19 protein-coding genes and 2 tRNA genes are annotated in these 24,114 nt (G+C 65.5%); 7 read left to right on the forward strand and 14 right to left on the reverse strand.

The features are described 5' to 3' along the window. Positions 1 to 17 precede the first annotated feature (17 nt). Positions 18 to 94, forward strand: a tRNA-Val gene (locus M9H71_RS09310). A gap of 334 nt (positions 95 to 428) precedes the next feature. Beyond that, positions 429 to 3,035 carry a bifunctional diguanylate cyclase/phosphodiesterase gene (locus M9H71_RS09315; protein WP_455404758.1) on the forward strand — a complete coding sequence of 869 codons (2,607 nt, stop codon included), beginning with the start codon at positions 429 to 431 and terminating at the stop codon, positions 3,033 to 3,035. Positions 3,036 to 3,048: 13 nt separating this feature from the next. Here M9H71_RS09315 and lon read toward each other — a convergent pair whose 3' ends face one another. From lon to M9H71_RS09350, 7 genes are all read right to left on the reverse strand, one after another. Next, positions 3,049 to 5,481 carry an endopeptidase La gene (lon, locus tag M9H71_RS09320; protein WP_455404759.1) on the reverse strand — a complete coding sequence of 811 codons (2,433 nt, stop codon included), beginning with the start codon at positions 5,479 to 5,481 and terminating at the stop codon, positions 3,049 to 3,051. A gap of 323 nt (positions 5,482 to 5,804) precedes the next feature. Then, on the reverse strand, positions 5,805 to 7,079 hold the full coding sequence (gene clpX, locus M9H71_RS09325) for an ATP-dependent Clp protease ATP-binding subunit ClpX (protein ID WP_164604460.1): 1,275 nt from the start codon (positions 7,077 to 7,079) through the stop codon (positions 5,805 to 5,807). Positions 7,080 to 7,467: 388 nt separating this feature from the next. Beyond that, a complete protein-coding gene (locus M9H71_RS09330; RefSeq protein ID WP_455404760.1) occupies positions 7,468 to 8,106 on the reverse strand; it encodes an ATP-dependent Clp protease proteolytic subunit in 639 nt (212 codons plus the stop codon). A gap of 381 nt (positions 8,107 to 8,487) precedes the next feature. Further along, complete coding sequence (gene tig / locus M9H71_RS09335) at positions 8,488 to 9,846, reverse strand: trigger factor (RefSeq protein WP_455404761.1); 1,359 nt, start codon at positions 9,844 to 9,846, stop codon at positions 8,488 to 8,490. A gap of 150 nt (positions 9,847 to 9,996) precedes the next feature. Further along, a tRNA-Leu gene (locus tag M9H71_RS09340) sits at positions 9,997 to 10,081 on the reverse strand. Positions 10,082 to 10,252: 171 nt separating this feature from the next. Beyond that, entirely contained in the window at positions 10,253 to 10,474 is a 222-nt protein-coding gene (locus M9H71_RS09345; protein WP_455404890.1) for a MarR family transcriptional regulator, read from the reverse strand. Continuing rightward, entirely contained in the window at positions 10,438 to 10,602 is a 165-nt protein-coding gene (locus M9H71_RS09350) for a hypothetical protein (RefSeq protein ID WP_455404762.1), read from the reverse strand. Before M9H71_RS09350 ends, M9H71_RS09345 begins: the two co-directional genes overlap by 37 nt. A gap of 125 nt (positions 10,603 to 10,727) precedes the next feature. Between M9H71_RS09350 and M9H71_RS09355 the strand changes: the two genes are divergently transcribed. After that, positions 10,728 to 12,053: a multicopper oxidase family protein gene (locus M9H71_RS09355; protein ID WP_455404763.1), complete on the forward strand. Its 1,326-nt coding sequence runs from the start codon at positions 10,728 to 10,730 to the stop codon at positions 12,051 to 12,053. 44 nt (positions 12,054 to 12,097) lie between these two features. On the opposite strand, the gene M9H71_RS09360 is transcribed toward M9H71_RS09355, so the two are convergent. Further along, positions 12,098 to 13,597, reverse strand: coding sequence for an NAD(P)H-hydrate dehydratase (locus tag M9H71_RS09360; RefSeq protein ID WP_455404764.1), 1,500 nt, complete (start codon positions 13,595 to 13,597; stop codon positions 12,098 to 12,100). 403 nt (positions 13,598 to 14,000) lie between these two features. On the opposite strand from M9H71_RS09360, the gene M9H71_RS09365 reads away from it, so the two are divergent. The 4 genes from M9H71_RS09365 to M9H71_RS09380 all read left to right on the forward strand — a co-directional run bounded on the left by M9H71_RS09365 (position 14,001) and on the right by M9H71_RS09380 (position 17,535). Beyond that, positions 14,001 to 14,339 carry a P-II family nitrogen regulator gene (locus M9H71_RS09365; protein ID WP_011158515.1) on the forward strand — a complete coding sequence of 113 codons (339 nt, stop codon included), beginning with the start codon at positions 14,001 to 14,003 and terminating at the stop codon, positions 14,337 to 14,339. 87 nt (positions 14,340 to 14,426) lie between these two features. Continuing rightward, the gene (gene glnA / locus M9H71_RS09370) at positions 14,427 to 15,836 is read left to right on the forward strand and encodes a type I glutamate--ammonia ligase (protein WP_455404765.1); all 1,410 of its coding nucleotides are present in this window, start codon (positions 14,427 to 14,429) and stop codon (positions 15,834 to 15,836) included. A 323-nt stretch (positions 15,837 to 16,159) separates the two neighbouring features. Beyond that, positions 16,160 to 16,927 (forward strand): CerR family C-terminal domain-containing protein, encoded by a 768-nt coding sequence (locus tag M9H71_RS09375; RefSeq protein WP_455404766.1) that lies wholly within the window; start codon positions 16,160 to 16,162, stop codon positions 16,925 to 16,927. Then, positions 16,924 to 17,535, forward strand: coding sequence for a hypothetical protein (locus M9H71_RS09380; protein WP_455404767.1), 612 nt, complete (start codon positions 16,924 to 16,926; stop codon positions 17,533 to 17,535). The genes M9H71_RS09375 and M9H71_RS09380 overlap by 4 nt, the downstream gene beginning before the upstream one ends. A gap of 143 nt (positions 17,536 to 17,678) precedes the next feature. Here the strand turns inward: M9H71_RS09380 and M9H71_RS09385 are convergent, their stop codons facing one another. From M9H71_RS09385 to M9H71_RS09410, 6 genes are all read right to left on the reverse strand, one after another. Beyond that, the gene (locus tag M9H71_RS09385; RefSeq protein WP_455404768.1) at positions 17,679 to 18,956 is read right to left on the reverse strand and encodes an adenosylmethionine--8-amino-7-oxononanoate transaminase; all 1,278 of its coding nucleotides are present in this window, start codon (positions 18,954 to 18,956) and stop codon (positions 17,679 to 17,681) included. Next, the gene (gene bioD / locus M9H71_RS09390; protein ID WP_415218163.1) at positions 18,953 to 19,591 is read right to left on the reverse strand and encodes a dethiobiotin synthase; all 639 of its coding nucleotides are present in this window, start codon (positions 19,589 to 19,591) and stop codon (positions 18,953 to 18,955) included. The genes M9H71_RS09385 and bioD overlap by 4 nt, the downstream gene beginning before the upstream one ends. Further along, positions 19,588 to 20,718, reverse strand: coding sequence for an 8-amino-7-oxononanoate synthase (locus M9H71_RS09395; RefSeq protein ID WP_455404769.1), 1,131 nt, complete (start codon positions 20,716 to 20,718; stop codon positions 19,588 to 19,590). Before M9H71_RS09395 ends, bioD begins: the two co-directional genes overlap by 4 nt. 147 nt (positions 20,719 to 20,865) lie before the next feature. After that, the gene (locus M9H71_RS09400) at positions 20,866 to 21,411 is read right to left on the reverse strand and encodes a hypothetical protein (protein ID WP_455404770.1); all 546 of its coding nucleotides are present in this window, start codon (positions 21,409 to 21,411) and stop codon (positions 20,866 to 20,868) included. Between the two features lie 89 nt (positions 21,412 to 21,500). After that, positions 21,501 to 22,931, reverse strand: coding sequence for an amidase (locus M9H71_RS09405; RefSeq protein ID WP_455404771.1), 1,431 nt, complete (start codon positions 22,929 to 22,931; stop codon positions 21,501 to 21,503). A 153-nt stretch (positions 22,932 to 23,084) separates the two neighbouring features. Then, complete coding sequence (locus M9H71_RS09410) at positions 23,085 to 24,074, reverse strand: hydroxyacid dehydrogenase (RefSeq protein WP_455404772.1); 990 nt, start codon at positions 24,072 to 24,074, stop codon at positions 23,085 to 23,087. Positions 24,075 to 24,114 lie beyond the last annotated feature (40 nt).

A 24,114-nucleotide genomic window follows, 5' to 3' on the forward strand; every position in this document is an offset into this window, starting at 1 on the left:
CGGTAGATAGGCGCGGCGGGCGGCTAGCTCAGCTGGTTAGAGCATCTCGTTTACACCGAGAGGGTCGGGAGTTCGAATCTCTCGCCGCCCACCATGCGCCCCGCGCGGCCGCCGGCGTCATGTTCGTCTCAGCTCCTGCTCCACCGAAAATTCCTCCGGTCTGGTGAACAGTCTCCGACCAAAAACAGCCGCCGACATCTGAGGTTGCGTCGCCAACCCCACATCGCCACTGCACTGGAGTACCGGAAACGTGCGGTGCCAGACCAATTCGGCGCCAGACCCTGCCCAAAATCGCCGGATACGCGAGTCATTGCCCGTATCTGTACTAACGAGATGTCCACCTCCGGGCGGTAGTAAGAAGCCATTCACGACGCCGGCTGGGGTGGTCAATGCTACGGGTAGGAAGGGACGCAGGGCGGCGCAGCCTGTTGAGCGGGCCGCGAAACGTCTCGGTGCGCGGGATCGTGGTCAGCGGCGTGCTGCTGTTTGCGGCGATCGCGCTGGTCACCGGCTGGATGGTCGCAGACAGCCGCGAGCGCATCCTACGCAATACTGAACGCGAGCTCCGCAACACCGCGCTGCTGCTCGCCCGCCAGTTCGACCGCACGTTCGAGGCGCTGAACATCGACCAGAGCGAAACCGCCTCGTCGGTCGTATACGCTTTTCCGCTGGCCCAGACGCTGAGCGGCCACACGCTGCTGGCGCTGAAGGCCGCCGAGCTCGGCGAATTCGACCTGTTCGACGGCGACGGCACACTGATCAACTCGTCGCGGAACTGGCCGGTGCCGCGCGTCGAGATCGGGGCCGATCCGAACTTTCAGCGCTGGAGGTCCGACGTCGAGCGCGACGACAGCCAGATCGAATTCGTGCGCGATCCGGTGCTCGGCGGAAGGACCCTGACCCTGGTCAAGCGGCTGCGCGGCCCAACCAAGCAAACATCCGGGATTCTCGCCCGGACCATCCCCAACGCCTGGTACGAGAAACTGGCGTCCTCGCTGGTTCTGGGCCGGGACGCGGCGATCGCGATGTTCACCAGCGATGGTGTCCTGGTCACGCGGTGGCCGAGCTTTTCCTCGGCGGTCGGCGAGAATTTTCGTCAGTCCGATCTCAAGCCGCTGTTCGGCCGAACCGGCGTGTCGCAACGGATCGTCAGTCCGTTCGACGGCAGCGAGCGGATCGCCGCCGCGCGGACGCTGAGCAAGCAGCCGATCGTCATCGTGGTGTCGCGCTCGGTGGACGGCGTGCTAGCCGCGTGGTGGCGCGAGTTGTGGGTGATCCTGTCGGTCGCGCTGGCGACCGCGCTCACCGTCGCCGGCGTGCTGTTCCAGCTCGGCCGCAACATCATCCGGCACCAAACCGATCTGCGCCAACGCTACAGCATCGCGGTCGACAATATGGCGCAGGGACTGTCGCTGTTCGACGCCTCGGGCCGGCTGCTGCTGCACAACCGGCGCTATCTCGAAATCTACCGGTTGCCGGCCGACGCGGTGAAGCCGGGCCTCACCGGGGCCGAGATCGTCGCCTTGCTGAAGCAGGCCGGTCACGACCAGCATCTCATGGAAGAGTACCGCCGTTTTGCAGCGAAGAATGCCCGGCACAGAAGCTCGTTCGAGGCGGAGTTCGTCGACGGCCGGACCATCCTGATCATGAGGGAGCCGATCCAGGGTGGCGGCTGGGTCATGACCCACGAGGAAATCACCGAGCGCAAGCGCGCCGACTCGCGCATCCACCACCTTGCCCATTACGACGACCTGACCGGGCTGCCCAACCGATCGTCGTTCCGCGCCCATCTCGGCGCTGCGCTCGACGCGATCGAGCCGGGCGATCCGCTGGCCCTGCTCTACATCGACATCGACGAGTTCAAGATCGTCAACGACACCCTCGGCCATCCGGTTGGCGACCAACTTCTGAAGTCGATCGCCGACCGGCTGCTGCGCTGCGTCGGTCCGAACGATTACGTCGCCCGGCTCGGCGGCGACGAATTCGCGGTGGTGACGACCGACGCCGGCGCCGTGCGCGAATTGGTGGCGACGCTGCAGCACGCGCTGCGTGAGACCTTCGACTGCGCCGGCCACATGATCTCGCCGGATGCCAGCATCGGCATCGCGCTGGCGCCGGACCACGCCGGCGAAGTCGACGAGCTGATCGCCAAGGCCGACCTGGCGCTCTACGCGGCCAAATCCGAAGGCCGACACACCTACCGGTTCTTCATGCCGGAGATGGACGTCAAAGCCAAAGCCCGGCACGAACTAGCGACCGAACTGCGGCGCGCGTTGGCTGAGCGCAGCTTCCAGCTGCATTTCCAGCCGCTGGTCGATCTGAATTCCGGTGCGGTCGCCGGCTGCGAGGCGCTGCTGCGCTGGCAGCATCCGGTGCGCGGCTTTGTCTCGCCCGCCGAGTTCATTCCGCTCGCCGAAGACATCGGCCTGATCGAAGAGCTCGGCGAATGGGTGCTGGATCAGGCCTGCGGCGTCGCGGTCGGATGGCCGGCGACGATGACGGTGGCGGTCAACGTCTCGCCGATCCAGTTTCGCCGCTCGACCTTCCCGCTCAAGGTCGCAGCCACGCTGGCGCGCACCGGGCTGCCCGCGCACCGGCTGGAGTTGGAGATCACCGAGGCGCTGCTGCTGCAGGACACCGAGTCGACGCTGGCGATCCTCAACCAGCTCCGCTCCCTCGGGGTCAAGATCGCGCTCGACGATTTCGGCACCGGCTATTCGTCGCTGAGGTATCTGCACCGTTTCCCAATAGACAAGATCAAGATCGACAAGAGCTTCGTCGACACCCTCACCGCAGAAGCGGGCTCGGCCGCGATCGTCCGCGCGATCGTGCAGATCGCCGCCGCCGGCAACAAGACCACGCTCGCCGAAGGCGTCGAGACCGCCGAACAGCGCGACCTGCTGCGCCAGCTCGGCTGCCAGCAGATGCAGGGCTACCTGTTCAGCCCCGCCCTGCCCGCCGACGCGCTGGCCCGCCTGATCGCCGGCACCGAAACGCAAACGGCGCCCCGCAGGGCGCCGTCGATGTCGTTGTAAGGTCTCGCCCGCCTTAGTGAGCGGTCAGGCCGCCTCCGGCTTCGTCGGAGGCTTCGGCGCTGTCGGGCGTCGGTAGCTTGGTGTCCTCTTCCCAGACGATCGGCACCGGCGCGCGGGTCAGCGCGTTGGCAATCACCTCGTCCATCCGCGCCACCGGGATGATGTTGAGACCACCCTTGATCGCGTCCGGAATCTCGGTGAGATCCTTGGCGTTGTCCTCGGGGATCAGCACCGTCTTGATGCCGCCGCGAGCCGCGGCGAGCAACTTCTCCTTGAGGCCGCCGATCGGCAGCACCCGGCCGCGCAGCGTAATCTCGCCAGTCATGGCGATGTCGCGGCGGATCGGGATGCCGGTCAGCACCGACACGATGGTCGTGGCCATCGCCACACCGGCCGACGGGCCGTCCTTCGGGGTCGCCCCCTCCGGAACGTGGACGTGGATGTCGCGCTTCTCGAAGAACGGCGGCTCAATGCCGAAGGTGATCGCGCGGCTGCGGACGTAGGACGCCGCCGCCTGAATCGACTCCTTCATGACGTCGCGCAGATTGCCGGTGACCGTCATCCGGCCCTTGCCCGGCATCATCACGCTTTCGATCGTCAGCAGCTCGCCGCCGACATCGGTCCACGCCAGACCCGTCACCACACCGACCTGATCGTCGCTCTCGATCTCGCCGAAGCGGAACTTCGGCACGCCGAGATAGTCCTCGATCTGCTTTTCGTCGATGTGCACCGACTTCTTCTTCGACAGCATCAACTCCTTCACCACCTTGCGGGCGAGTGTGGAGATTTCGCGCTCGAGATTACGCACGCCCGCTTCGCGAGTGTAGCGACGGATCACGAGCAGCAACGCCGCGTCGTCGATCGACCATTCCTTGGGGTCGAGGCCGTGCTTGGTCAGCGCCTGCGGGATCAGGTGCTTGCGCGCGATCTCGACCTTCTCGGTCTCGGTGTAGCCGGCAATCCGGATGATCTCCATACGATCCATCAGCGGCCCCGGAATGTTCAGGGTGTTCGCCGTGGTGATGAACATCACGTTGGACAGATCGTAGTCGACCTCGAGATAGTGGTCGTTGAAGGTGCCGTTCTGTTCGGGATCGAGCACCTCGAGCAGCGCCGAGGACGGATCGCCGCGGAAGTCGGCGCCCATCTTGTCGATCTCGTCCAGCAGGAACAGCGGGTTCGAGGTCTTCGCCTTGCGCATCGACTGGATGATCTTGCCGGGCATCGAGCCGATATAGGTGCGGCGGTGACCGCGGATCTCGGCCTCGTCACGCACGCCGCCGAGCGACACGCGCACGAACTCGCGTCCCGTCGCCTTGGCGATCGACTTGCCGAGCGAGGTCTTGCCGACGCCGGGCGGGCCAACCAGGCACAGAATGGGCCCGCTCAGCTTGTTGGCGCGCGACTGCACCGCAAGATACTCGACGATGCGTTCCTTGACCTTCTCCAGCCCGTAGTGATCGGAATCGAGCACGGCTTGCGCCGCCGCGAGGTCCTTCTTCACCTTGGACTTCTTGTTCCACGGGATCGACAGCAGCCAGTCGAGATAGTTGCGCACGACCGTCGCTTCCGCGGACATCGGCGACATCTGGCGCAGCTTCTTCAGCTCGTGCTGCGCCTTCTCGCGGGCTTCCTTGGTCAGCTTGGTCTTGGCGATCTTCTCTTCGAGTTCGGCGAGCTCGTCCCGGCCGTCTTCGTCGCCGAGCTCCTTCTGGATCGCCTTCATCTGCTCGTTGAGATAGTACTCGCGCTGGGTCTTCTCCATCTGCCGCTTGACGCGGCTGCGGATGCGCTTCTCGACCTGCAGGACGGAGATCTCGCTCTCCATCAGCCCGAGCACCTTCTCGAGCCGCTGCGTCACCGACAGCGTCTCCAGGATGCCCTGGCGATCGGCGATCTTGACGGCGAGATGCGAGGCCACGGTGTCGGCGAGCTTGGCGAAGTCGGTGATCGACTGCACCACGCCGACGACTTCGGCCGAGATCTTCTTGTTGAGCTTCACGTAGCTCTCGAAATCGGACACCACCGAGCGCGACAGCGCCTCGGCTTCCACCGAATTGGCGTCGCTGTCTTCGAGCGCGGCGGCGTCGGCCTCGTAGTAATCGGCACGGTCGGTGTACTTGTCGACCTTGGCGCGCGCGAGGCCTTCGACCAGCACCTTGACGGTGCCGTCGGGCAACTTCAGAAGCTGCAGAACGCTGGCGAGCGTACCGATCTCGTAGATCGCGTCGGGCGCAGGATCGTCGTCGGACGCGTTCTTCTGCGTCGCCAGCATGATCAGCGCGTCGTTCTTCATCACCTCTTCGAGGGCGCGGATCGACTTCTCGCGGCCGACGAACAGCGGCACGATCATGTGCGGAAACACGACGATGTCGCGGAGCGGAAGAACCGGATAGGAGTGGCTTTCGCCGTAGGTGATCGATGGCCTGGGTTTGGTGGCGGTCATGGCCCCGTTCCTTTCGTTTTGCCCCCTCGCCCTCGGCCCGCCATCGGCGCTGCCGTCACGAGGTGCGGAGGTGTCCGGTCTTCTCCGGCCGGTCAGGGCCTCGGTCTCCGGAATGATAGAGGCGAATCCTGAAAACGCTTGTCATCGCCGAACGATTAGGTGGCTATCCGATAGTGGGGTGTCAAGTCGTGGAAAACGCAACGATTTGTCCGGCTTTCGCACAGGATGTTGATGCACGGAAGCCGGCCGCGACACGCCTCGCAGCAGTCCGTTCTGATCGTTGCAAGCGGCGGCCTTGAAGGCCGCCGCTCCGGCGCGGCGCCTCAGGCGCTGGCGCTGCTCTCGGCCGCACGATCGGTGCGGTCGGCGTAGATGTAGAGCGGCCGCGCGGTGCCCTCGACCACTTCGCGCGAGATCACCACTTCCTCGACGCCTTCGAGGCCCGGCAGGTCGAACATGGTCTCGAGCAGGATGCTCTCCAGGATCGATCGCAGGCCGCGGGCGCCGGTCTTACGCTCGATCGCCTTGCGGGCGACCGCGCCGAGCGCCTCGTCGGCGAAGGTGAGCTCGACGTTCTCCATCTCGAATAGCCGCTGATACTGCTTGACCAGCGCGTTCTTCGGATCGGTCAGGATCTTCTTCAGCGAGTTCTCGTCGAGGTCTTCCAGGGTGGCGACCACCGGCAGACGACCGACGAATTCCGGGATCAGGCCGTATTTCAACAGATCCTCGGGCTCGACATGACGGAAGATCTCGCCGGTGCGGCGGTCTTCCGGCGCCAGCACCTGCGCAGCAAAACCGATCGAGGTGGTCCGGCCGCGCGACGAGATGATCTTCTCGAGGCCGGCGAACGCACCGCCGCAGATGAACAGGATGTTGGTGGTGTCCACCTGCAGGAATTCCTGCTGCGGATGCTTACGCCCGCCCTGCGGCGGCACCGAGGCGACGGTGCCTTCCATGATCTTGAGCAGTGCCTGCTGGACGCCCTCGCCCGAGACATCGCGGGTGATCGAGGGATTGTCCGACTTGCGGCTGATCTTGTCGATTTCGTCGATGTAGACGATGCCGCGCTGCGCCCGCTCGACATTGTAGTCGGCCGCCTGCAGCAGCTTCAGGATGATGTTCTCGACGTCCTCGCCGACATAGCCGGCTTCGGTCAGCGTCGTCGCATCCGCCATCGTGAACGGCACGTCGAGGATCCGCGCCAGCGTCTGCGCCAGCAGCGTCTTGCCCGAGCCGGTCGGACCGATCAGCAGGATGTTCGACTTCGCCAGTTCGACGTCGTTGTGCTTGGTCTGGTGGTTCAGCCGCTTGTAGTGATTGTGCACCGCGACCGACAGCACCTTCTTCGCATGACCCTGACCAATCACGTAGTCGTCGAGGACCTTGCAGATTTCCTTCGGCGTCGGGATGCCGTCGCGCGACTTCACCAGCGAGGATTTGTTCTCCTCGCGAATGATGTCCATGCAGAGTTCGACGCACTCATCGCAGATGAAGACCGTGGGGCCAGCGATCAGCTTGCGGACCTCGTGTTGGCTCTTTCCGCAGAACGAGCAGTACAGGGTGTTCTTGGAGTCGCTCGTGCCGACCTTACTCATTTCTATCTCCGTCCGCCGTTCGGTCTCTTCCGGTCATCGCCGGGCCCGGGGCGAGCCGGGTCGACGAGGTTTAAGGGAGCAAAATCCGTACCAGAAAAGACCCCCGCATCAGTCTGGTCGCGAACCGCGACCGAGTTCGAATCCCCCAAGCACTTTCGTCGATCAGGTTCAGCCAATCAGACTGGCACCCGTCTATCAAGAATTCGCTAATCGGCCGAACGCCGGCCGACGTGACAATAGCGTGATTTGTTGCGTGTGCGCGACCCTTGGTCGCTGAAATCAACGCAGCGTTGCGCCATTGTCACGCGGGATCTCGGCACGAAAGCGGAACATTGGGGCTTTCCTGTGAGAAGCCCGAGGTCGGTATCCCGACCTCGGAAATCTCGACTTAGGCAGTCTTCGGGGCCGGCGCGGGATCTTCGGGGCGCTTCTCGATCACCTTGTCGACGATGCCGAACTCCCTGGCCATCTCGGCGGTGAGGAACTTGTCGCGCTCCAGCGCGTCCTCGATCGCCTTGTAGGTCTGCCCGGTGTGATGCACGTAGATCTCGTTCAGCCGCTTCTTCAGGTTCAGGATCTCCTGGGCGTGCAGCATGATGTCGGTGGCCTGGCCCTGGAAGCCGCCGGACGGCTGATGCACCATGATCCGGGCGTTCGGCAACGAGAACCGCATGTCCTTATGGCCGGCGGCGAGCAGCAGCGAGCCCATCGACGCGGCCTGACCGGTGCACAGCGTCGAGACCGGCGGGCGGATGAACTGCATGGTGTCGTAGATCGCCAGCCCCGACGTCACCACCCCGCCCGGCGAGTTGATGTACATCGAGATTTCCTTCTTCGGATTTTCCGCTTCAAGGAACAGAAGCTGCGCGACGATCAGCGTCGACATGCCGTCTTCGACCGGGCCGGTGACGAAGATGATCCGCTCTTTCAGGAGGCGCGAGAAGATGTCGTAAGCTCGTTCGCCGCGGTTGGTCTGCTCGACCACCATCGGCACGAGGTTCATGTAGGTTTCCACCGGATCGCGCATAAATCACCTGAGGGTTGTGGTGGGCGACAGCTCGCGGGAGCGACAAAAACGGCTCCGCCGCAGGCGTTCGCCCCGTGATGCAGGACGTGAAGCGAGGTCACAGATATGAGCCGATTGCGCGGCGACAAGGGTGAACCCCGTTTCTGAGCCGAGTTGATACTGATTCGGCGGCTTCCGGCAAAACGGCGAGACGGTCTCGGGCCGGTTTCGGCGCACATCGTTAACATCGGCGCACCTTGACGGCTCGGTGGTCCGGCCGCGCGGCCCGCCGAGACACCAGACGCTGCTGCCGCGAAGCATCGCTTGCGAGCCCCCGGAATCAAAACGGCCCCGGGATCACCCGGGGCCGTTCGGAGATTGGTGCGCGCAGCGCCGAGCCGATCAGGCCGCGGTCTTGTCGTCCTCGTCCTTGTACAGCTCCTCGCGGGTGACCGGCTTCTCGGTCACGTTGGCGAGCTCCAGGATGAAGTCGACCACCTTGTCTTCGTAGATCGGGGCGCGGAGCTGGGCGACCGCTTCCGGATTGGACCGGTAGAAATCCCAGACTTCCTTTTCGCGGCCCGGCATCTGGCGGGCGCGCTCGATCACCGCGCGGCTGACTTCGTCGTCGGTGACCTGGATCTTGTTCTTCTCGCCGATCTCCGACAGCACCAGGCCGAGGCGGACGCGGCGGTCGGCGATCTTGCGATACTCTTCCTTGGCGGCGTCCTCGGTGGTGTTCTCGTCCGCGAAGGTCTTGCCGTTCGACTGCATCTCGGCGTTGATCGAGCGCCACATCACTTCGAACTCCTGTTCGATCAGCGACGGCGGAGCGTCGAACTTGTGGGCTTCGTCGAGGCGGTCGAGCAACTGGCGCTTGACCTTCAGCCGCGCCGCGCCGGCGTATTCGGCGGCGAGCCGGGCCTTGGCGGCTTCCTTCAGCTTGTCGAGCGATTCCATGCCGAGGGTCTTGGCGAACTCGTCGTCGATCGTGGTTTCCTGCGGCGCTTCGAGCTTGGTCGCGGTGGTCTCGAACTCGGCCGGCTTACCGGCCAGCGTCTCGCTGGCGTAGTTGGCCGGGAACGACACCTTGATGGTGCGGGTCTCGCCCACCGCGATGCCGACGAGCTGGTCCTCGAAGCCCGGAATGAAGCTGGCCGAACCGATCACCACCGGGATGTCCTCGCCGGTGCCGCCGTCGAACGCGACGCCGTCGATGGTGCCCTTGAACGACACGGTGACGCGGTCGCCGGTCTCGGCCTTGGCGCCCTCGGCCTTGTCGGCATAGGTGCGGTTGGATTCGGCGATGCGCTTGATCGCTTCATCAACGTCCGATTCGCCGACCTCGACCACCGGCTTCTCGACCGAGAAGCTCTTGAAGTCGGCCAGTTCGATCGCCGGCACGACTTCGATCGCCACCGTGTAGTTGAGATCGGACTTGCCCTCGAGGATGTCCTCGATCTCCTTCTGATCCTGCGGCATGGTGATCTTCGGCTCGGTCGCGAGCCGGAAGCCGCGCTCGGTGAAGATGCCGTCATTGGTGTCGCGGACCAGCTTGTCGATGGTCTCGGCGGCGACCGAACGGCCGTACACGCGCTTCAGGTGAGCGGTCGGCACCTTGCCCGGACGAAAGCCGTTGAGGCGCACTTTGTCCTTCAGATCGGCGAGCTTCTCGTCGATCTTGGCGTCGATGTCCGCAGCCGGGACATTGACCTGGAATTCGCGCTTCAATCCGTCGGCAACGGTTTCCTTGACCTGCATGGCGTCAATCTTCTTCTCTTGGCTCCGGCCGAAGGACCGGAAATGGTCGAACTGTGCGATGTGGCCTCGCGGCCTGCATCAACGGGGTGGCGGACATCCGTCCTGGCGGACGGCCCTCCGAAAAACTCGTCATGAGCAAAAGCACTTGCGTGGTGCGGGCGGAGGGACTCGAACCCCCACAACTTTCGTCACTGGAACCTAAATCCAGCGCGTCTACCAATTCCGCCACGCCCGCGAAGAGCATCATGTCCGGCCGCGATGCCGCGGGCGGCGGCTTATAACATGACATATAGGGCCCGCATCAAGAGAAACCCGCAGCTTTTGCGAGCTGTGGCGGGCAAACGCAAACCGGGAACTCACGACCGAGAAAGCACTGACCTCACCAGCAAAGGACAGGCCCCGCATGCTAGCCGCCCGCGATCATCAATGACCGGACGCGCTCGTAGAGCTTGTTGCCACGGTCAACCAGATGCTGGCCTCTCGAGCGGAAATCCCCGGGAACGGGCCGAATCTCAATGATCGACAGCCCGGGCCGGTCCTGGTGGCCGCGCTCCGACATCAAGGCGCAGATCCGCGAGATGGTGCCATCTTTCAGACCGGTGCGATCGGCGAGCTCGCGCTGGGTGATTCCGGGCTTCCACCGATCTGCAGCAGCACGAGGATCTGATTGGCGGTAATGTCGGGATTAATCTCGCGAAACGCATCGAGAATAAGGGCAAGTCGTTCGATCCAGCCTGCGTCTTCGGTCTTCGTCATGATGGAGAAGGCAACCTCATCGGTCGGTAATTGGAGACCAGCTCATACGAACCGAATCTCGTCGCCTCCAAGCATCAGATTGTCGCAGACTGGACAGCGCGCATCGAACATGGTCCGCATCGCTGATGACCGTTCAGCCGCCTGCCCTGTCCCGCCGCACCCTGCTCGCCGGGCTCGGCGCCATGATGACCGCGCCGGCGCTTGGCGCCAGCAGCCCCGCTGTCGCATCGCCGCGCAAAACGCTGACGATCCGCGCCGCGCCCGGCAGCGTCGTGCTGAAACCCGGAGCAGCGGCGCTGGCTCGGCCGTCGCTGACGCTCGATGCCCCTCCTTTGACCCACGGGGACGAGGTCGCGGTGCAGTTCGACAACCAGCTCGACCAATCTGCGCTGTTGACCCTGCGCGGCCTCGACGGTGCCGCGAACGCCGAACCGCTGGTCAAGACCAAGCCGGTGCCGCCCGGCGGCAGCGATCGGTTTCTGCTGTCGCTGCGCTCGGCCGGCACCCTGATGGCCGACCTTCGCCTGACCGCGGACGGCGGCTCCGCGCCGATGCCGGCGCTACCGCTGATCGTCAGCGAAGCCGAACCGCCTCAGGCCGACGGCGATCAGGTGGTGCTGATCGAGGATTTCCGGCTCGGCGAGGATGGCAAGCTACGCCCCTCTGGGGTCGATGTCGGCGCCACGCCGTGGCTGTACACGGTCAACGGCAAGCCCTCGGCGGAGTTTACGCTACGCGCCAATGGCCGATTTAGATTCCGCTTCATCAATGCATGCCAACGCAATGTGATCGCGCTCAGAATCGAGGATCACAACGTCTGGGTGATGGCCCTCGACAGCAAGCCGGCCGAGCCGTTTTTGGCGCGCGGCGGAGCGCTGGTGATCGCGGCCGGCGGCCGGGTCGACGTCCTGATCGACGCCGCAAAGCCGCCCGGATCGAGCGCCGCGATCACGCTGCACGACGGCGGCAAGCCGGTCTCTCTGGCCCGACTGGTGTATGCTGGCGATCCGCCGCTGCGGCCCGCCCCGCTACCGCAGCCGGCACCTTTCCCGACCAATGGCCTGCCTGCGCAACTCCCGCTCGGCAGCTCGCTGCGCACCGAGCTGTTGCTCGGCGCGCTGGTCAACGGCCAGCTCGACTGGTTCGCGCCGGACAAGTTCAATCCGGCCGCCGGCCCTGCATTTCAGGTCAAGCGCGGCCGCACCGTGGTGATGGCACTGACCAACCACGCCACCTATCCGATGGTGTTTCACCTGCACGGCCACCATTTCCGGCTGCTCGACCGGCTCGACGACGGCTGGAAGCCGTTCTGGCTCGATACCCTGGCGATCGACGCCGGCCAGACGCAGCGGATCGCCTTCGCGGCCGAATATCCGGGGCTATGGCTAATCGAGGCCTATGCGGCAAAATGGTCGGAGCCGCGGCTGGTCCGCAGCTACCTCGTGACTTGAGCCAAAGGTTCCAGCCCTCTGCCGAACCTGGACTCTTTCAGCCCTCAATACTCGATGCCGAGCGCATCATAGAGCCGCCGATGCACCGCCGGCAGCGTCTCGGTCAGATCCTCGGCGATCAGGCCGGGGCCGGCTTCACACGCCGCTTCGCCGTGCATCCACACCCCGATGCAAGCAGCTTCGAACGCCGGGACGCGCTGCGCCAACAGACCGGCAATGATCCCGGTCAGCACGTCGCCCGAACCGGCGGTAGCCAGCCAGGGCGGCGCGTTGCAGGCGATCGCAGCCCGCCCGTCCGGTGCGGCCACCACCGTATCGGCCCCCTTGAGCAGCACCACGGCGCCTGAGCGCTGCGCCGCGACGCGCACTCGCTCAAGTTTCGAGCGAAGTGGATTTTTGTTGCTCATGTCACTGAAAAGACGAGGAAACTCGCCCTCGTGAGGGGTCAGGACAACCTGTGGGTTACTTGTGGATTTAATGGCCTCGAACAGCTCTTCGGGACGCCCGGCGAAACTTGTCAGCGCGTCGGCGTCGAGCACCACCCCGGCGCCAGCCACGAGCGCCGCCAGCACTTTGCCCTGGGTCGCCTCGCCGATCCCCGCCCCCGGCCCGATCCCGATCGCATTGAAGCGCCGGTCGGCCAGCATCGTGCCGAGCTCGCCCGCCGTGTCGACCGGTCGCACCATCACCGCGGTCAGCGCCGCGGCATTGACCGCCAGCGCCTCGCGGGGCGACGCCACCGTTACGAGACCGGCGCCAGCACGCAGCGCCCCGCGCGCGGCCAGCCGCGCCGCTCCGGTCTGCGACAGCTCGCCCGACACCACCACGGCATGACCGCGACCGTATTTGTGGCCATCGGCGCGCGGCACCGGGAAATCCTGCAGCCACAGGTCGGGATCGTTTTCGAACGCCTGCGGCCGGATTTCGCCGAGCACGTCGGGCTCGATGCCGATATCCACCAGCCGCACCCGGCCGCAATGCAGCCGGCCCGGCAGCAACAGGTGACCGATCTTGCGACGGAAGAAGGTGACGGTCTCGCGTGCCCGGATCGCCGCCCCCATCACCGCGCCGGTGGCGCCGTTAATGCCGCTCGGCAGATCGACTGAGAGCACCGGCCCCCCGGCGGCGTTGACCGCTTCGATGATCTCCAGCGCCTGATCCTTGACCGGGCGATTGAGGCCGGAGCCGAACAGCGCGTCGATGATCAGCGCCGGCGCACCGATCGACTGGGTGAGGAACGGCAGCAGCGGCCCCTTCCACTCTCGCGCCGCCAGCGCCGCGTCGCCCTTCAGCGCGTCGCGCTCGCCAAGTAGCATGACGTGTACCGTGCGCCCCAATGCAACTAATTCGGTTGCCGCGATCAGCCCGTCGCCGCCATTGTTGCCGGGACCGGCGATCACCAGGATCGGGCCCTCGTCAGCGAGTTCGATCGCGGCCTGCGCGACGTGACGGCCGGCGTGCAGCATCAGCGCAAAGCCGGACGACCCGCCGGCGATCGTCAACAGGTCGGCGCGGTCCATTTCAGCGGGCGTCAACAGTTCCATGCCCAATTCCCGGTACACTCGCCTGTGGCGAAGGCAGCGCAACCGGCGCGCCCCGCCACATGCACAACAGATGAGCTAATTGCCCTTAAATTAATCAGACAACGCCCGTGCAGCGTTCCCACAGTGGGCCACACGCCCGATTAATATCCTGATAAGGCTTCACAATCAGTCACCCTAGCAAATTGGCACGGACCCTGCTTTTACGGAAGCCAGTTTCGATCCCTCGCGCTCGCCTCTCGTAGGCGGGGTCGGCGCGATCGTCTTCGAGTTCCGGGCCTGGGCGGGACTTGGGGGCGATGTCGTTTACCCAATCGGCCGCGGTGTCATCGATCAACTGCGCAGCGTCGCGCAATCTGGCATACACATGCCGACTCACGACGTGGGAAGTCCGGGGAGAGTGTAAGTGAAGAAGATCGAAGCCATCATCAAGCCGTTCAAGCTCGACGAGGTCAAAGAAGCGCTGCAGGAAGTCGGATTGCAGGGGATCACCGTCACCGAAGCCAAGGGCTTCGGCCGACAGAAGGGTCACGCCGAGCTGTATCGCGGGGCGGAATATATCGTCGACTTCCTGCCGAAAGTGAAAATCGAGATCGTGATCGCCGACGACCTGGTGGAGAAGGCGATCGACGCCATCCGGCGCGCCGCCCAGACCGGCCGCATCGGCGACGGCAAGATTTTCGTTTCCAACATCGAAGAAGCCATCCGCATCAGGACGGGCGAATCCGGACTGGACGCCATCTAAGCGCCGGGCCTATCACCTCGCCTGATCGAATCACCTGGCGGCCTGTCCGGCCGCCGTTTCACGACGACCCGAAGCAAAGGGGTACTCATGACGACCGCTAAAGAAGTCCTGAAATCCATCAAGGACAACGACGTGAAATACGTCGATCTGCGTTTCACCGATCCGCGCGGCAAGTGGCAGCACGTTACTTTCGACGTGTCGATGATCGACGAGGACATCTTCTCGGAAGGCACGATGTTCGACGGCTCCTCGATCGCCGGCTGGAAGGCGATCAACGAGTCCGACATGACGCTGATGCCCGATCCGGCGACCGCCACGATCGATCCGTTCTTCGCAGAGACCACCATGGTGATCACCTGCGACATCCTCGAGCCGTCGACCGGCGAGCCCTACAACCGCGACCCGCGCGGCATCGCCAAGAAGGCGGAAGCCCAGGTCAAGGCGCTCGGCATCGGCGACACCGTGTTCGTCGGCCCCGAAGCCGAATTCTTCGTGTTCGACGACGTGCGCTATTCGGCGAACCCGTACAACACCGGCTTCAAGCTGGACTCGTCCGAACTGCCGACCAACTCGGATACCGAGTACGAGGGCGGCAATCTCGGCCACCGCATCCGCACCAAGGCCGGCTACTTCCCGGTGCCGCCGCAGGACTCGGTGCAGGACATGCGCTCCGAAATGCTCGGCGCGATGGCCAAGATGGGCGTCAAGGTCGAGAAGCATCATCACGAAGTCGCTTCGGCCCAGCACGAGCTCGGCATGAAGTTCGACACCCTGACCCACATGGCCGACCAGATGCAGATCTACAAGTACTGCATCCATCAGGTTGCCCACATCTACGGCAAGACCGCGACCTTCATGCCGAAGCCGGTGTTCGGCGACAACGGCTCGGGCATGCACGTCCATCAGTCGATCTGGAAGGACGGCAAGCCGACCTTCGCCGGCAACAAGTACGCCGATCTGTCGGAAACCTGCCTCCACTACATCGGCGGCATCATCAAGCACGCCAAGGCGATCAACGCCTTCACCAACCCGTCGACCAACTCCTACAAGCGTCTGGTCCCGGGCTATGAAGCGCCGGTGCTGCTGGCCTACTCGGCCCGCAACCGCTCGGCCTCGTGCCGTATCCCCTACACCACCTCGCCGAAGGCCAAGCGCGTCGAAGTCCGCTTCCCGGACCCGATGGCCAATCCGTATCTCGCCTTCGCGGCGATGCTGATGGCCGGCCTCGACGGCATCAAGAACAAGATCGATCCGGGTCCGGCGATGGACAAGGATCTGTACGATCTGCCGAAGGAAGAGCTGAAGCAGATCCCGACCGTTTGCGGCAGCCTGCGTGAAGCGCTCGAGAGCCTCGACAAGGATCGCGCCTTCCTCAAGGCCGGCGGCGTGTTCGATGACGACTTCATCGACGCCTTCATCGAGCTGAAGATGACCGAAGTCGCGCGGTTCGAAATGACCCCGCACCCGGTCGAGTTCGAGATGTACTACTCGTACTAATCGCTTCGGCGACCCCACTCAGGGAAAAGGCGCTCCTCGCGGGGCGCCTTTTTCTTTTGGATCTAACAACGCCGTGCCGCGGCCGCCGCTCTGGACGACCGCGTGAGGAGGACGAGCGAAGCGCCGTCTCGAACCATGCGCCGCAGCTGATGCCGTCCGTATGGAGAGCACACCGATGCCTGCCGCAGGCCCGGCCTCAGGGCCTCAGGGCCTCAGGGCCTCAGGGCCTCAGGCCAAGCGGCCACCTCGCCCGCCCGACTTGATCCAGCGCAAAGCCTCATTCATTCGAATGAATTAAGTAATCGACGCACGAGGCGCCGACGATGAAGTCCAACGGCCACGCAGCCAAACTCCGCGGCACACCGCCATTTGGCGGTCAGAGCCGTGACACCCGCGCCCGGATGATCGAAGCGGCGATCGAGGTGTTCGGGTCGGTCGGTTACGACGGCGCCACCACCCGCAAGCTCGCCGAGCGCGCCGGGGTCAATCAGGCCGCCATCCCGTATCATTTCGGCGGCAAGCGCGAGCTCTACCTCGCCGCCGCGCAGGCGATCGCCGACTACATGCGATCCCGGATCGATCCCTTGATCGACGCGCTGCGCCACACCGGTACGGACGCCGTGGAGCGGATCGATGCGGCGGTGATGCGGTTCTTCCAGTTCATCGCGGGCGACGAGGAGCCGGAAGCCTGGACCGTATTCTTCGTCCGCTGCGAGCGCGACGCCGACGACGCCTTCCGGATCATCTATTATCAGTCGGTGGCACGGTTTCAGGCCGCGCTGATCGCGGAAGTCGCCGCCGCCACCGGACGTTCGCCGAGCGATGCGGAGCTGAAGGTGCGGGTCGCGATCGTGCTCGGCGCCATCTCCAACTTCCGCACTCTGCGCAACGTCATGCTCAGTTCACTTGGCTGGGACACATTCGACGCCGAGCGGAAGCGGACGGTCGAGATCGCTGTCCGGCGTCTGGCGCAGGCCGAACTGCTCGGCATCCGCGCCGACGACCAATCCGATGCCCCGTCCCCGCTCCGCTCTGCCGCCGAATCCAAACTTGTCGCCTTCGGCCCCGACCTCGAAAGGAGGACTTCATGACCAAGCCAGATGTCGCCCAAGCCTATATGGAATGGACCAAGCAGAAGCTCGATGAATCCGCCGCCACCCTCGCCAAGGTCGAGGAATCGGTCGCCAAGCTGAGCGACGCCTCGAGCGCCAAGGCCAAGGAGGCGCTGGCGCAGTTCCGCACGGCGCGCGACACGTTCCAGTCCCAGGTGAGCGCCCTGCAGGCCGATATCGGCGCCTCCAAGCAAGTCACCGACGCGGCATTGTCGGCGGTCTCGGCGCAGTGGAACGAGGTCGAACTCGCCTTCCAGAAATTCCTCGGCACCGCCGGCGATCAGGCCGGCGTCGTCAAGGATGCGCTTGCCGCCCGTGCCGAGGCGCAGCGTCATGCGTTCCTGTCGTCGCTGGAAACGATCCAGACCAGCGCCGCTTCCGCGCTCGAACAGGGCCGCAAGGAAATGGAATCCTCGCTGCGCCGCTGGACCGAAGAGACCGAGAAGACGCTGGGCCCGAAGCTGACCCAATTGTCCGCCGCCGGCGACGAGACCTGGAACGCGCTGAAGGCCGGCCTCGACGAGACCGCCGCGGTCTACGAGAAGACCTGGGCCCGGATCTCACAGGCGTTCACGAAGGCGAAGTAACAGCAACCGGACGCCCTCGCGACATGGCCGGGCTGGTCCCGGCCATCCACGTCTCCGACTTTGCGCGGCCTTAAGACGTGGATGCCCGCGACGAGCGTGGGCATGACGGGTTGCGTACTTATCCTGTTCGTCAAATCAACCGCTCAGCTCAGCGTACCACCCCGCTCCAGCGTCTCCGGCGCGGCCTCGATCGCCTCGTACACCGCTTCGATCTCCGCCGCCGTGCTGCAATAAGGCGGCATCAGATAGATGGTGTTGCCGAGCGGGCGGACCAGCAGGCCGCGGGCGATGAAGTACGCGTAGAGGCGTGGGCCGACGTCGGCGAGATAACCGCTGTCGCCGACCTGGAGATCGACCGCCGCGATGGTGCCGATCTGCCGGACATTGGCGAAGCGCTTATCGTCGCGAAAGCGATCCAGCGCGCGGGCATGCACGCCGGCGAGATCATCGATCCGCTGTTGCACCGGCTCGCTTTCCCATACCTGAAGATTGGCCAGCGCTGCGGCGCAGGCAATCGGATTGGCGGTGTAGGAACTGGAGTGGAAAAACGTCTTGCGCCGATCGGTCGAGAAATGCGCGTCGAAGATCGCGCGCCGGCACATCGTCACCGCGAGCGGCACCGAGCCGCCGGTCAATCCTTTCGAGTAGCAGGCGATGTCGGGGACGACCTGCGCCTGCTCGCACGCGAACAGCGTGCCGGTGCGGCCCCAGCCGGTCATCACCTCGTCGGCGATCAGCAGCACGCCGTGCGCCTTGCAGATCCGTGCCATCTCGGCCAGCACCCAGGGCGGATAGATCAGCATGCCGCCGGCGCCCAGCACCAGCGGCTCGACGATCAGCGCCGCCACCGCCTCGGTGCGGCATGCCTGCTCCAGCGCGTCCAGCGTCGCCTGCTCGGCACCGGCCCGCGGGAACGGCAGCCGGCTGACGTCGAACAGCAGCGGATCATAGGGCGCGTTGAACACGCCGCGCTCGCCGACCGACATGCCGCCGATGGTGTCGCCGTGATAGGCGCCCTCCAGCGCCAGGATGCGCCGACGGCTCTCGCCTGAATGCAGCCAATAGCCGAGCGCCATCTTCAGCCCGACCTCGACCGAAGTCGAGCCGCTGTCGGAAAAGAACACATGCGTCAGCTCGGGCGGCGTGATCTCGACCAGGCGCTGTGCGAGCTGCTCGGCCGGTGGATGCGTGAAGCCGGCGAAGATCACCTGATCGAGCCGGTCGGCCTGCTGCTTGATCGCGGCGATGATCGCCGGATGGCGGTGGCCATGAGTCACCACCCACCATGAACTGATCGCGTCGAAGATCCGGCGGCCGTCCTCGGCTTCGAGCCAGGCGCCCTCGCCACGCACAATCGTCGGCGTCTCGCCCTGCACCGCATGCTGGGTGAACGGATGCCAGACCGGGGATGAGTGGCTCATGGCGCGTCTCCTTTGAAATCGCGAGGATCGAACGCCGCGGCGAAGGCTGCGCGCAGCGCGGCGGCATCGAGCGTCGCCAGCCACGGCAGCCGACCGAGCCGGCGGGTGCGGCCGAGCTCGGTGATGATCTGTTCGGACTCGGCGTTTTCCTCGCCGAGGAATGCGACGCCGAGCAGCGGAATGTCACGCGCCCTGATCGCCTCGATCGACAGCAGCGTGTGGTTGATGGTGCCGAGCGAGGTGCGCGCGCACAGCACCAGCGGCGCGCGCCAGCGCGCGAACACGTCGATGTAAGTCACCTCGCGCGTCAGCGGCACCATCAACCCGCCGGCGCCTTCGACCACCAGCGGACGCGCCACATCCGGAAGGTCGAGTGCGGCAACGTCGATCTCGATGCCGTCGATTGCGGCGGCGAGATGCGGCGAGGCCGGCGTCTTCAGCCGGTAGCGCTCCGGCAGGATGCGTTCGGCGGGCAGTCCCGACAGCCGCTGCACCGCGCCGGAATCGGTCTCGTCCTCGAGGCCGGACTGCACTGGTTTCCAATAGGTCGCGTCCAGCGCGCCGGCGAGCGCGGCGGCGAAGACGGTCTTGCCGATGCCGGTGTCAGTGCCGGTGACGACGATGCGCGCGCTCATGCCGCCGCCCTCATGTCTTCGGCGAGGGCGTCGATCAGCACGCCGATCACCTGTTCCGACAGATTGGCGCTGAGCGCGATGCGCAGCCGCGCCGTGCCCTCGGGCACGGTCGGGGGACGGATCGCGCGAACGTCGAAGCCGCGCCGCTGCAGCGAGGCCGCGAGCGCCACCGCGGTGCGATTGGCGCCGACGATGATCGGCAGGATGTGCGAGCCCGACGAGGTGATCCCACAGCGCTGTTTCAGTTCGCGGTCGGCGAACGCGACCAACTCGGCGAGACGCTGCCGCCGCTCCGGCCGGGTGCGGCTGATGTCGAGCGCGGCGCGCGTCACCGCCGCGATCAGCGGCGACGGCGCAGTGGCGAAGATGAACGGCCGCGCCCGATTGACCAGAAAGTCACGCACGATCCTGGGCCCCAGCACGAAGCCGCCCATGGTGCCGAGCGCCTTGCCGCAGGTGTGCAGTGTGATCACATTGGGCCGGCCTTCGAACGCGGCGGCCAGTCCCCGCCCCTCCGGACCGGCGACGCCGGTGGCATGCGCCTCGTCGATCACCAGCACCGCATCGTGCCGATCCGCCACCGCGAGGAACTGATCGATCGGCGGGCTGTCGCCGTCCATGCTGTACACACTCTCGATCGAAATCCAGGCACGGCCGCGCGCGCCGCTCGCGCGCCACTGCCGCAGCCGCGCATCGAATGCCTCGACGTCGTTGTGCGGCACGCTCTCGCACGCGGCACGGCCGCGGCGCATGCCTTCGTGCACGCTGGCGTGGATCAGTTCGTCGTACAGCACGAGATCGCCGCGCTGCGGCAGCGTCGCGAAGATCGCGTGATTGGCGCCGAAGCCGCCGCCGAGATACAGCGCGCTCTCGGCGCCGAAGTAATCGGCGGCTTCCGCTTCGAGCGCTTCGTGCTCCTCGTGATTGCCGCGCAGTAGCCGCGAACCGCCCGCCCCGATCGGCACGCCGCGCGCGATCGCCTCGACTGCAGCCTGGCGCAATTCGTCGGACTCGGCGAGGCCGAGATAATCGTTGGAGGTGAAGTCGACGCCGGCGCGCGGCTGGAGCTTGCGTCGCCGGCCCGCATCTTCGAGCGACCGCAGATCGGCTTCGAGGCTCTGATACATCTCTGATTGTCCTGGAGGTGCGGCCGTTCGGCCCGCACAAAGGCGGCGAGCGGCCCTGCCTGCCGTCACAGGTCGGGAAGTTCGACAACACGCGACCGCGGCGCGACGACGGATCGCGCCGCTGTGGTCGGCCGGCGCGAGCCTTGCTTAGCTCTCGGCGTCGGCTTCGTCACCGTCTTCTTCATAGCCCCGCTCGGAGGGGCCCATGACGATCTCGTTGCGCAACACCTCGAACCGCCGCCGCGTCTCGGCGTCGCGATCTTCGATGAACGCGATCGCGTCGGCGCGCGACATCGGACCGGCGCTGATCGGATGCACGCTGGCGCCGATGGTCTCGTCGACATAGTAGCCGCGCTCGTCGCGGCGCAGCCGCCATTTGAAACGCAACGCGTCGAGCGGCCCCGGTCCCTCGCGGGTGTAGCGCTCGAGATCGTCGTCAGCCGGGTCGGGCTCCGATGCCTCGGAATCCCCCGGCGCAGCGCCATTCGGCTCGGCGGGCTGGTCGGATTCAGGCTGTTCGGCTTCCGCCTCGTCGACCGCAGGCTGTCCGTCAGACTCGGCGGTAGGCTGAGAGGCGTCGGACGAATCCTCCTCCGATACCGTTTCGTCACGCTTATCCGGCGCGGCGTCGGGCTTTTCGAAGATGCTCGCGATCGCCGCGAGGGCTTCATCCGTTGGGTCGTTGGCAGTCAATACAAGGCTCCCCCAGCTCAGGCGCGAAGAAAACACCTCGGCCGAGCACGTCAACGCAGACAATGGTCGCTGGTTTCTATTTTATGTGGCTATGTCGAGGCACAGACCGGCGGACGCCGGGTTTTCCACGGCCGTTCGCGTTCGAGTTGTGCAGCGAGACGGAGCAGCGTCGCTTCTTCGCCGAACCGGCCAGCGAACATCATTCCGATCGGCAGCCCGCTCGCACTCCACGCCAGCGGCACTGACATCGCCGGTTGCCCCGACATATTAGCAAGGCTGGTTCCCGGAATGTATCGGCGCAGCGTCGGGCTGATGCCGGACAGATCGCGCACCATGGTGTCGATCTTGCCGATCCGCAGCGGCAACGTGCACAGCGTTGGCGACAGAAACACATCGACGCTCGCGAAGAAATCGGCGAGCGCGCGCGAGATCTGAAATGCGTTGAGCTCGGCGGCACAGTAATCGACGCCGCTGGCCTTGCGCGCGTTGGCGGCCGACGCCAGCGTCAGGATTTCGAAATCGCGTTCGGTCATCGGGCGGCAGAAAGTCTGCTCGGCGAGCCGTACCGCGAGCCCGGTATTGCACGCGACGATCGTGGCGATCACCTCCGCCGGATCGGCCGGCAGCACCGGTGCGCGTTCCTCGACGTGGTGGCCGAGGCCTTCGAGCAGCTTAGCCGTATCACGCACCGCCGCGGCGATCTCCGGATCGATCGCATCGCCATAGGTCGAGCGATCGGTGAACGCGATCCGCAACCGGCCCGGATCGCGGCCGACCTCGTCGGCGAACGGCCGCTCCGGCGGCGGCGCGACGTAAGGGCTCGACGGCTCCGGCCCGTGCAGCGCGTCCAGCATCGCGGCGCTGTCGCGCACGCTGATACTCACCACATGGCCGCAGGCGAAGCCGCCCCAGCCGGCGCCGCGATCCGGCCCGATCGGATTGCGCGCCCGCGTCGGCTTCAGCCCGAACACGCCGCAGGCGGATGCCGGAATCCGGATCGAGCCGCCGCCGTCGCTGGCATGCGCCACCGGCAGGATGCGCGCAGCGACCGCCGCCGCCGCGCCGCCGGACGAGCCCCCGGAGGAATGATCGAGATTCCACGGATTACGGGTCGGCCCGTGCAGCCGCGACTCCGTGGTCGGCATCAGGCCGAGTTCGGGACTGGCGCTCTTGCCGAACACGGTGACGCCGGCGTTGAGAAACCGCTGCGCCAGCGTGCCGGTGTGCGGCGCGACGAAGTCGTTGTACAGGCTGGCGCCGAACGTGGTGCGCGTGCCGGCGAGCAGATCGAGATCCTTCAGCAGGAACGGCACGCCCTTGAATGGACCATCCGGCAGGCCGGCTTCGATCTGCTTGCGGGCGTAGTCATCGTGGCGGACGACGACGGCGTTGAGCTTGGGATCGACCGCATCGGTGCGCGCGATCGCTTGATCGAGCAGTTCGTCCGCGGACACCTGCTTGCTCCGCACCAGCTCGGCGAGGCCGACGCCGTCGTACTCGCCGTACTCTTTCAATGCCACGATGAGCCTCCCCAATTGTTATTTCGTGTGATGCAATGCGGTCTTCGTCATTGCGAGGAGCGAAGCGACGAAGCAATCCAGGTTCGGACTCGCAGCGCTGGATGGCTTCGCTCTCAACGACGCCCGGTATCGTGATGAGCGCCGAGCGCCCAACTAACTCAGCACGTCCTGATTGACGACGTTGGCGCGGATCGGATCGCCGTCGAGCACGCTCAGCATGTTGCGGGCGGTCTGCTCACCCATCCGGTCGAGCGCTTCGCGGGTGACGCCGGCGACATGCGGCGCGATGATCACGTTGGGCAGATCGAACAGCTTGTGGCCGTGCGGCGGCGGTTCCTGCTCGAACACATCGAGCCCGGCGCCGGCGAGCTTGCCCGCGAGCAGTGCGTCGTACAGCGCCTGCTCGACCACGATGCCGCCGCGCGCGGTGTTGATCAGATACGCGATCGGCTTCATCTTCGACAGCCGGTTCGCGTCGAACAGCCCGGTGGTTTCCGCCGTCTTCGGGCAATGCAGGCTGACGAAATCGGCGTTCGGCAGCGCCGCGTCGAGATCGGACACCGGTTTGCAGCCGGCCGCTTCGATCGCCGCCGCCGGCACGTAAGGGTCGTACACCAGGGCGTTCATTTCCATGGCCAGGCAGCGCTTGGCGGTGCGGGTGCCGATGCGGCCGAAGCCGACGATCAGCACGGTCTTGCCGAACAGATCGAACGGCAGCAGCCCGAGCCGCGTCGCCCAGGCGCCGGTCTTGACCAGCGCGTGCAGTTCGGCGCCGCGCTTGGCGAGCGTCAGCATCATGAACAGCGCCTGCTCGGCGACCGAGGGCGAATTCGCGGTACCCGCGGTCATCAGCGGCACCTTGCGCTTGTTCAGCGCCGGCACGTCGATCGCATCAAAGCCGACGCCGATCCGCGCCACCACGCGCATGTCCTGCGACGCCTCGAGTTCGCGCTCGCCGAACCGCGTCGCGCCGAGCGCGACGCCGTGGACCGGCGCCTCGGCGCGCAGCAGCGCGTCGAAATCGTCCGCGGAGATCATATTGGGAAATTCGATCATCTCGATATCGCCGCGTGCGGCGATCAGCGCCCTGCCCTGCTGCGACAACGATTCCGTCACCAGCAGCTTCTTGATGTTGGACGTCATTTCCTGCCCCGAAGTCTTGTTCGTTGGTCGCGCCGCAAGT

The sequence above is a fragment of the Rhodopseudomonas parapalustris genome, from assembly GCF_053772255.1.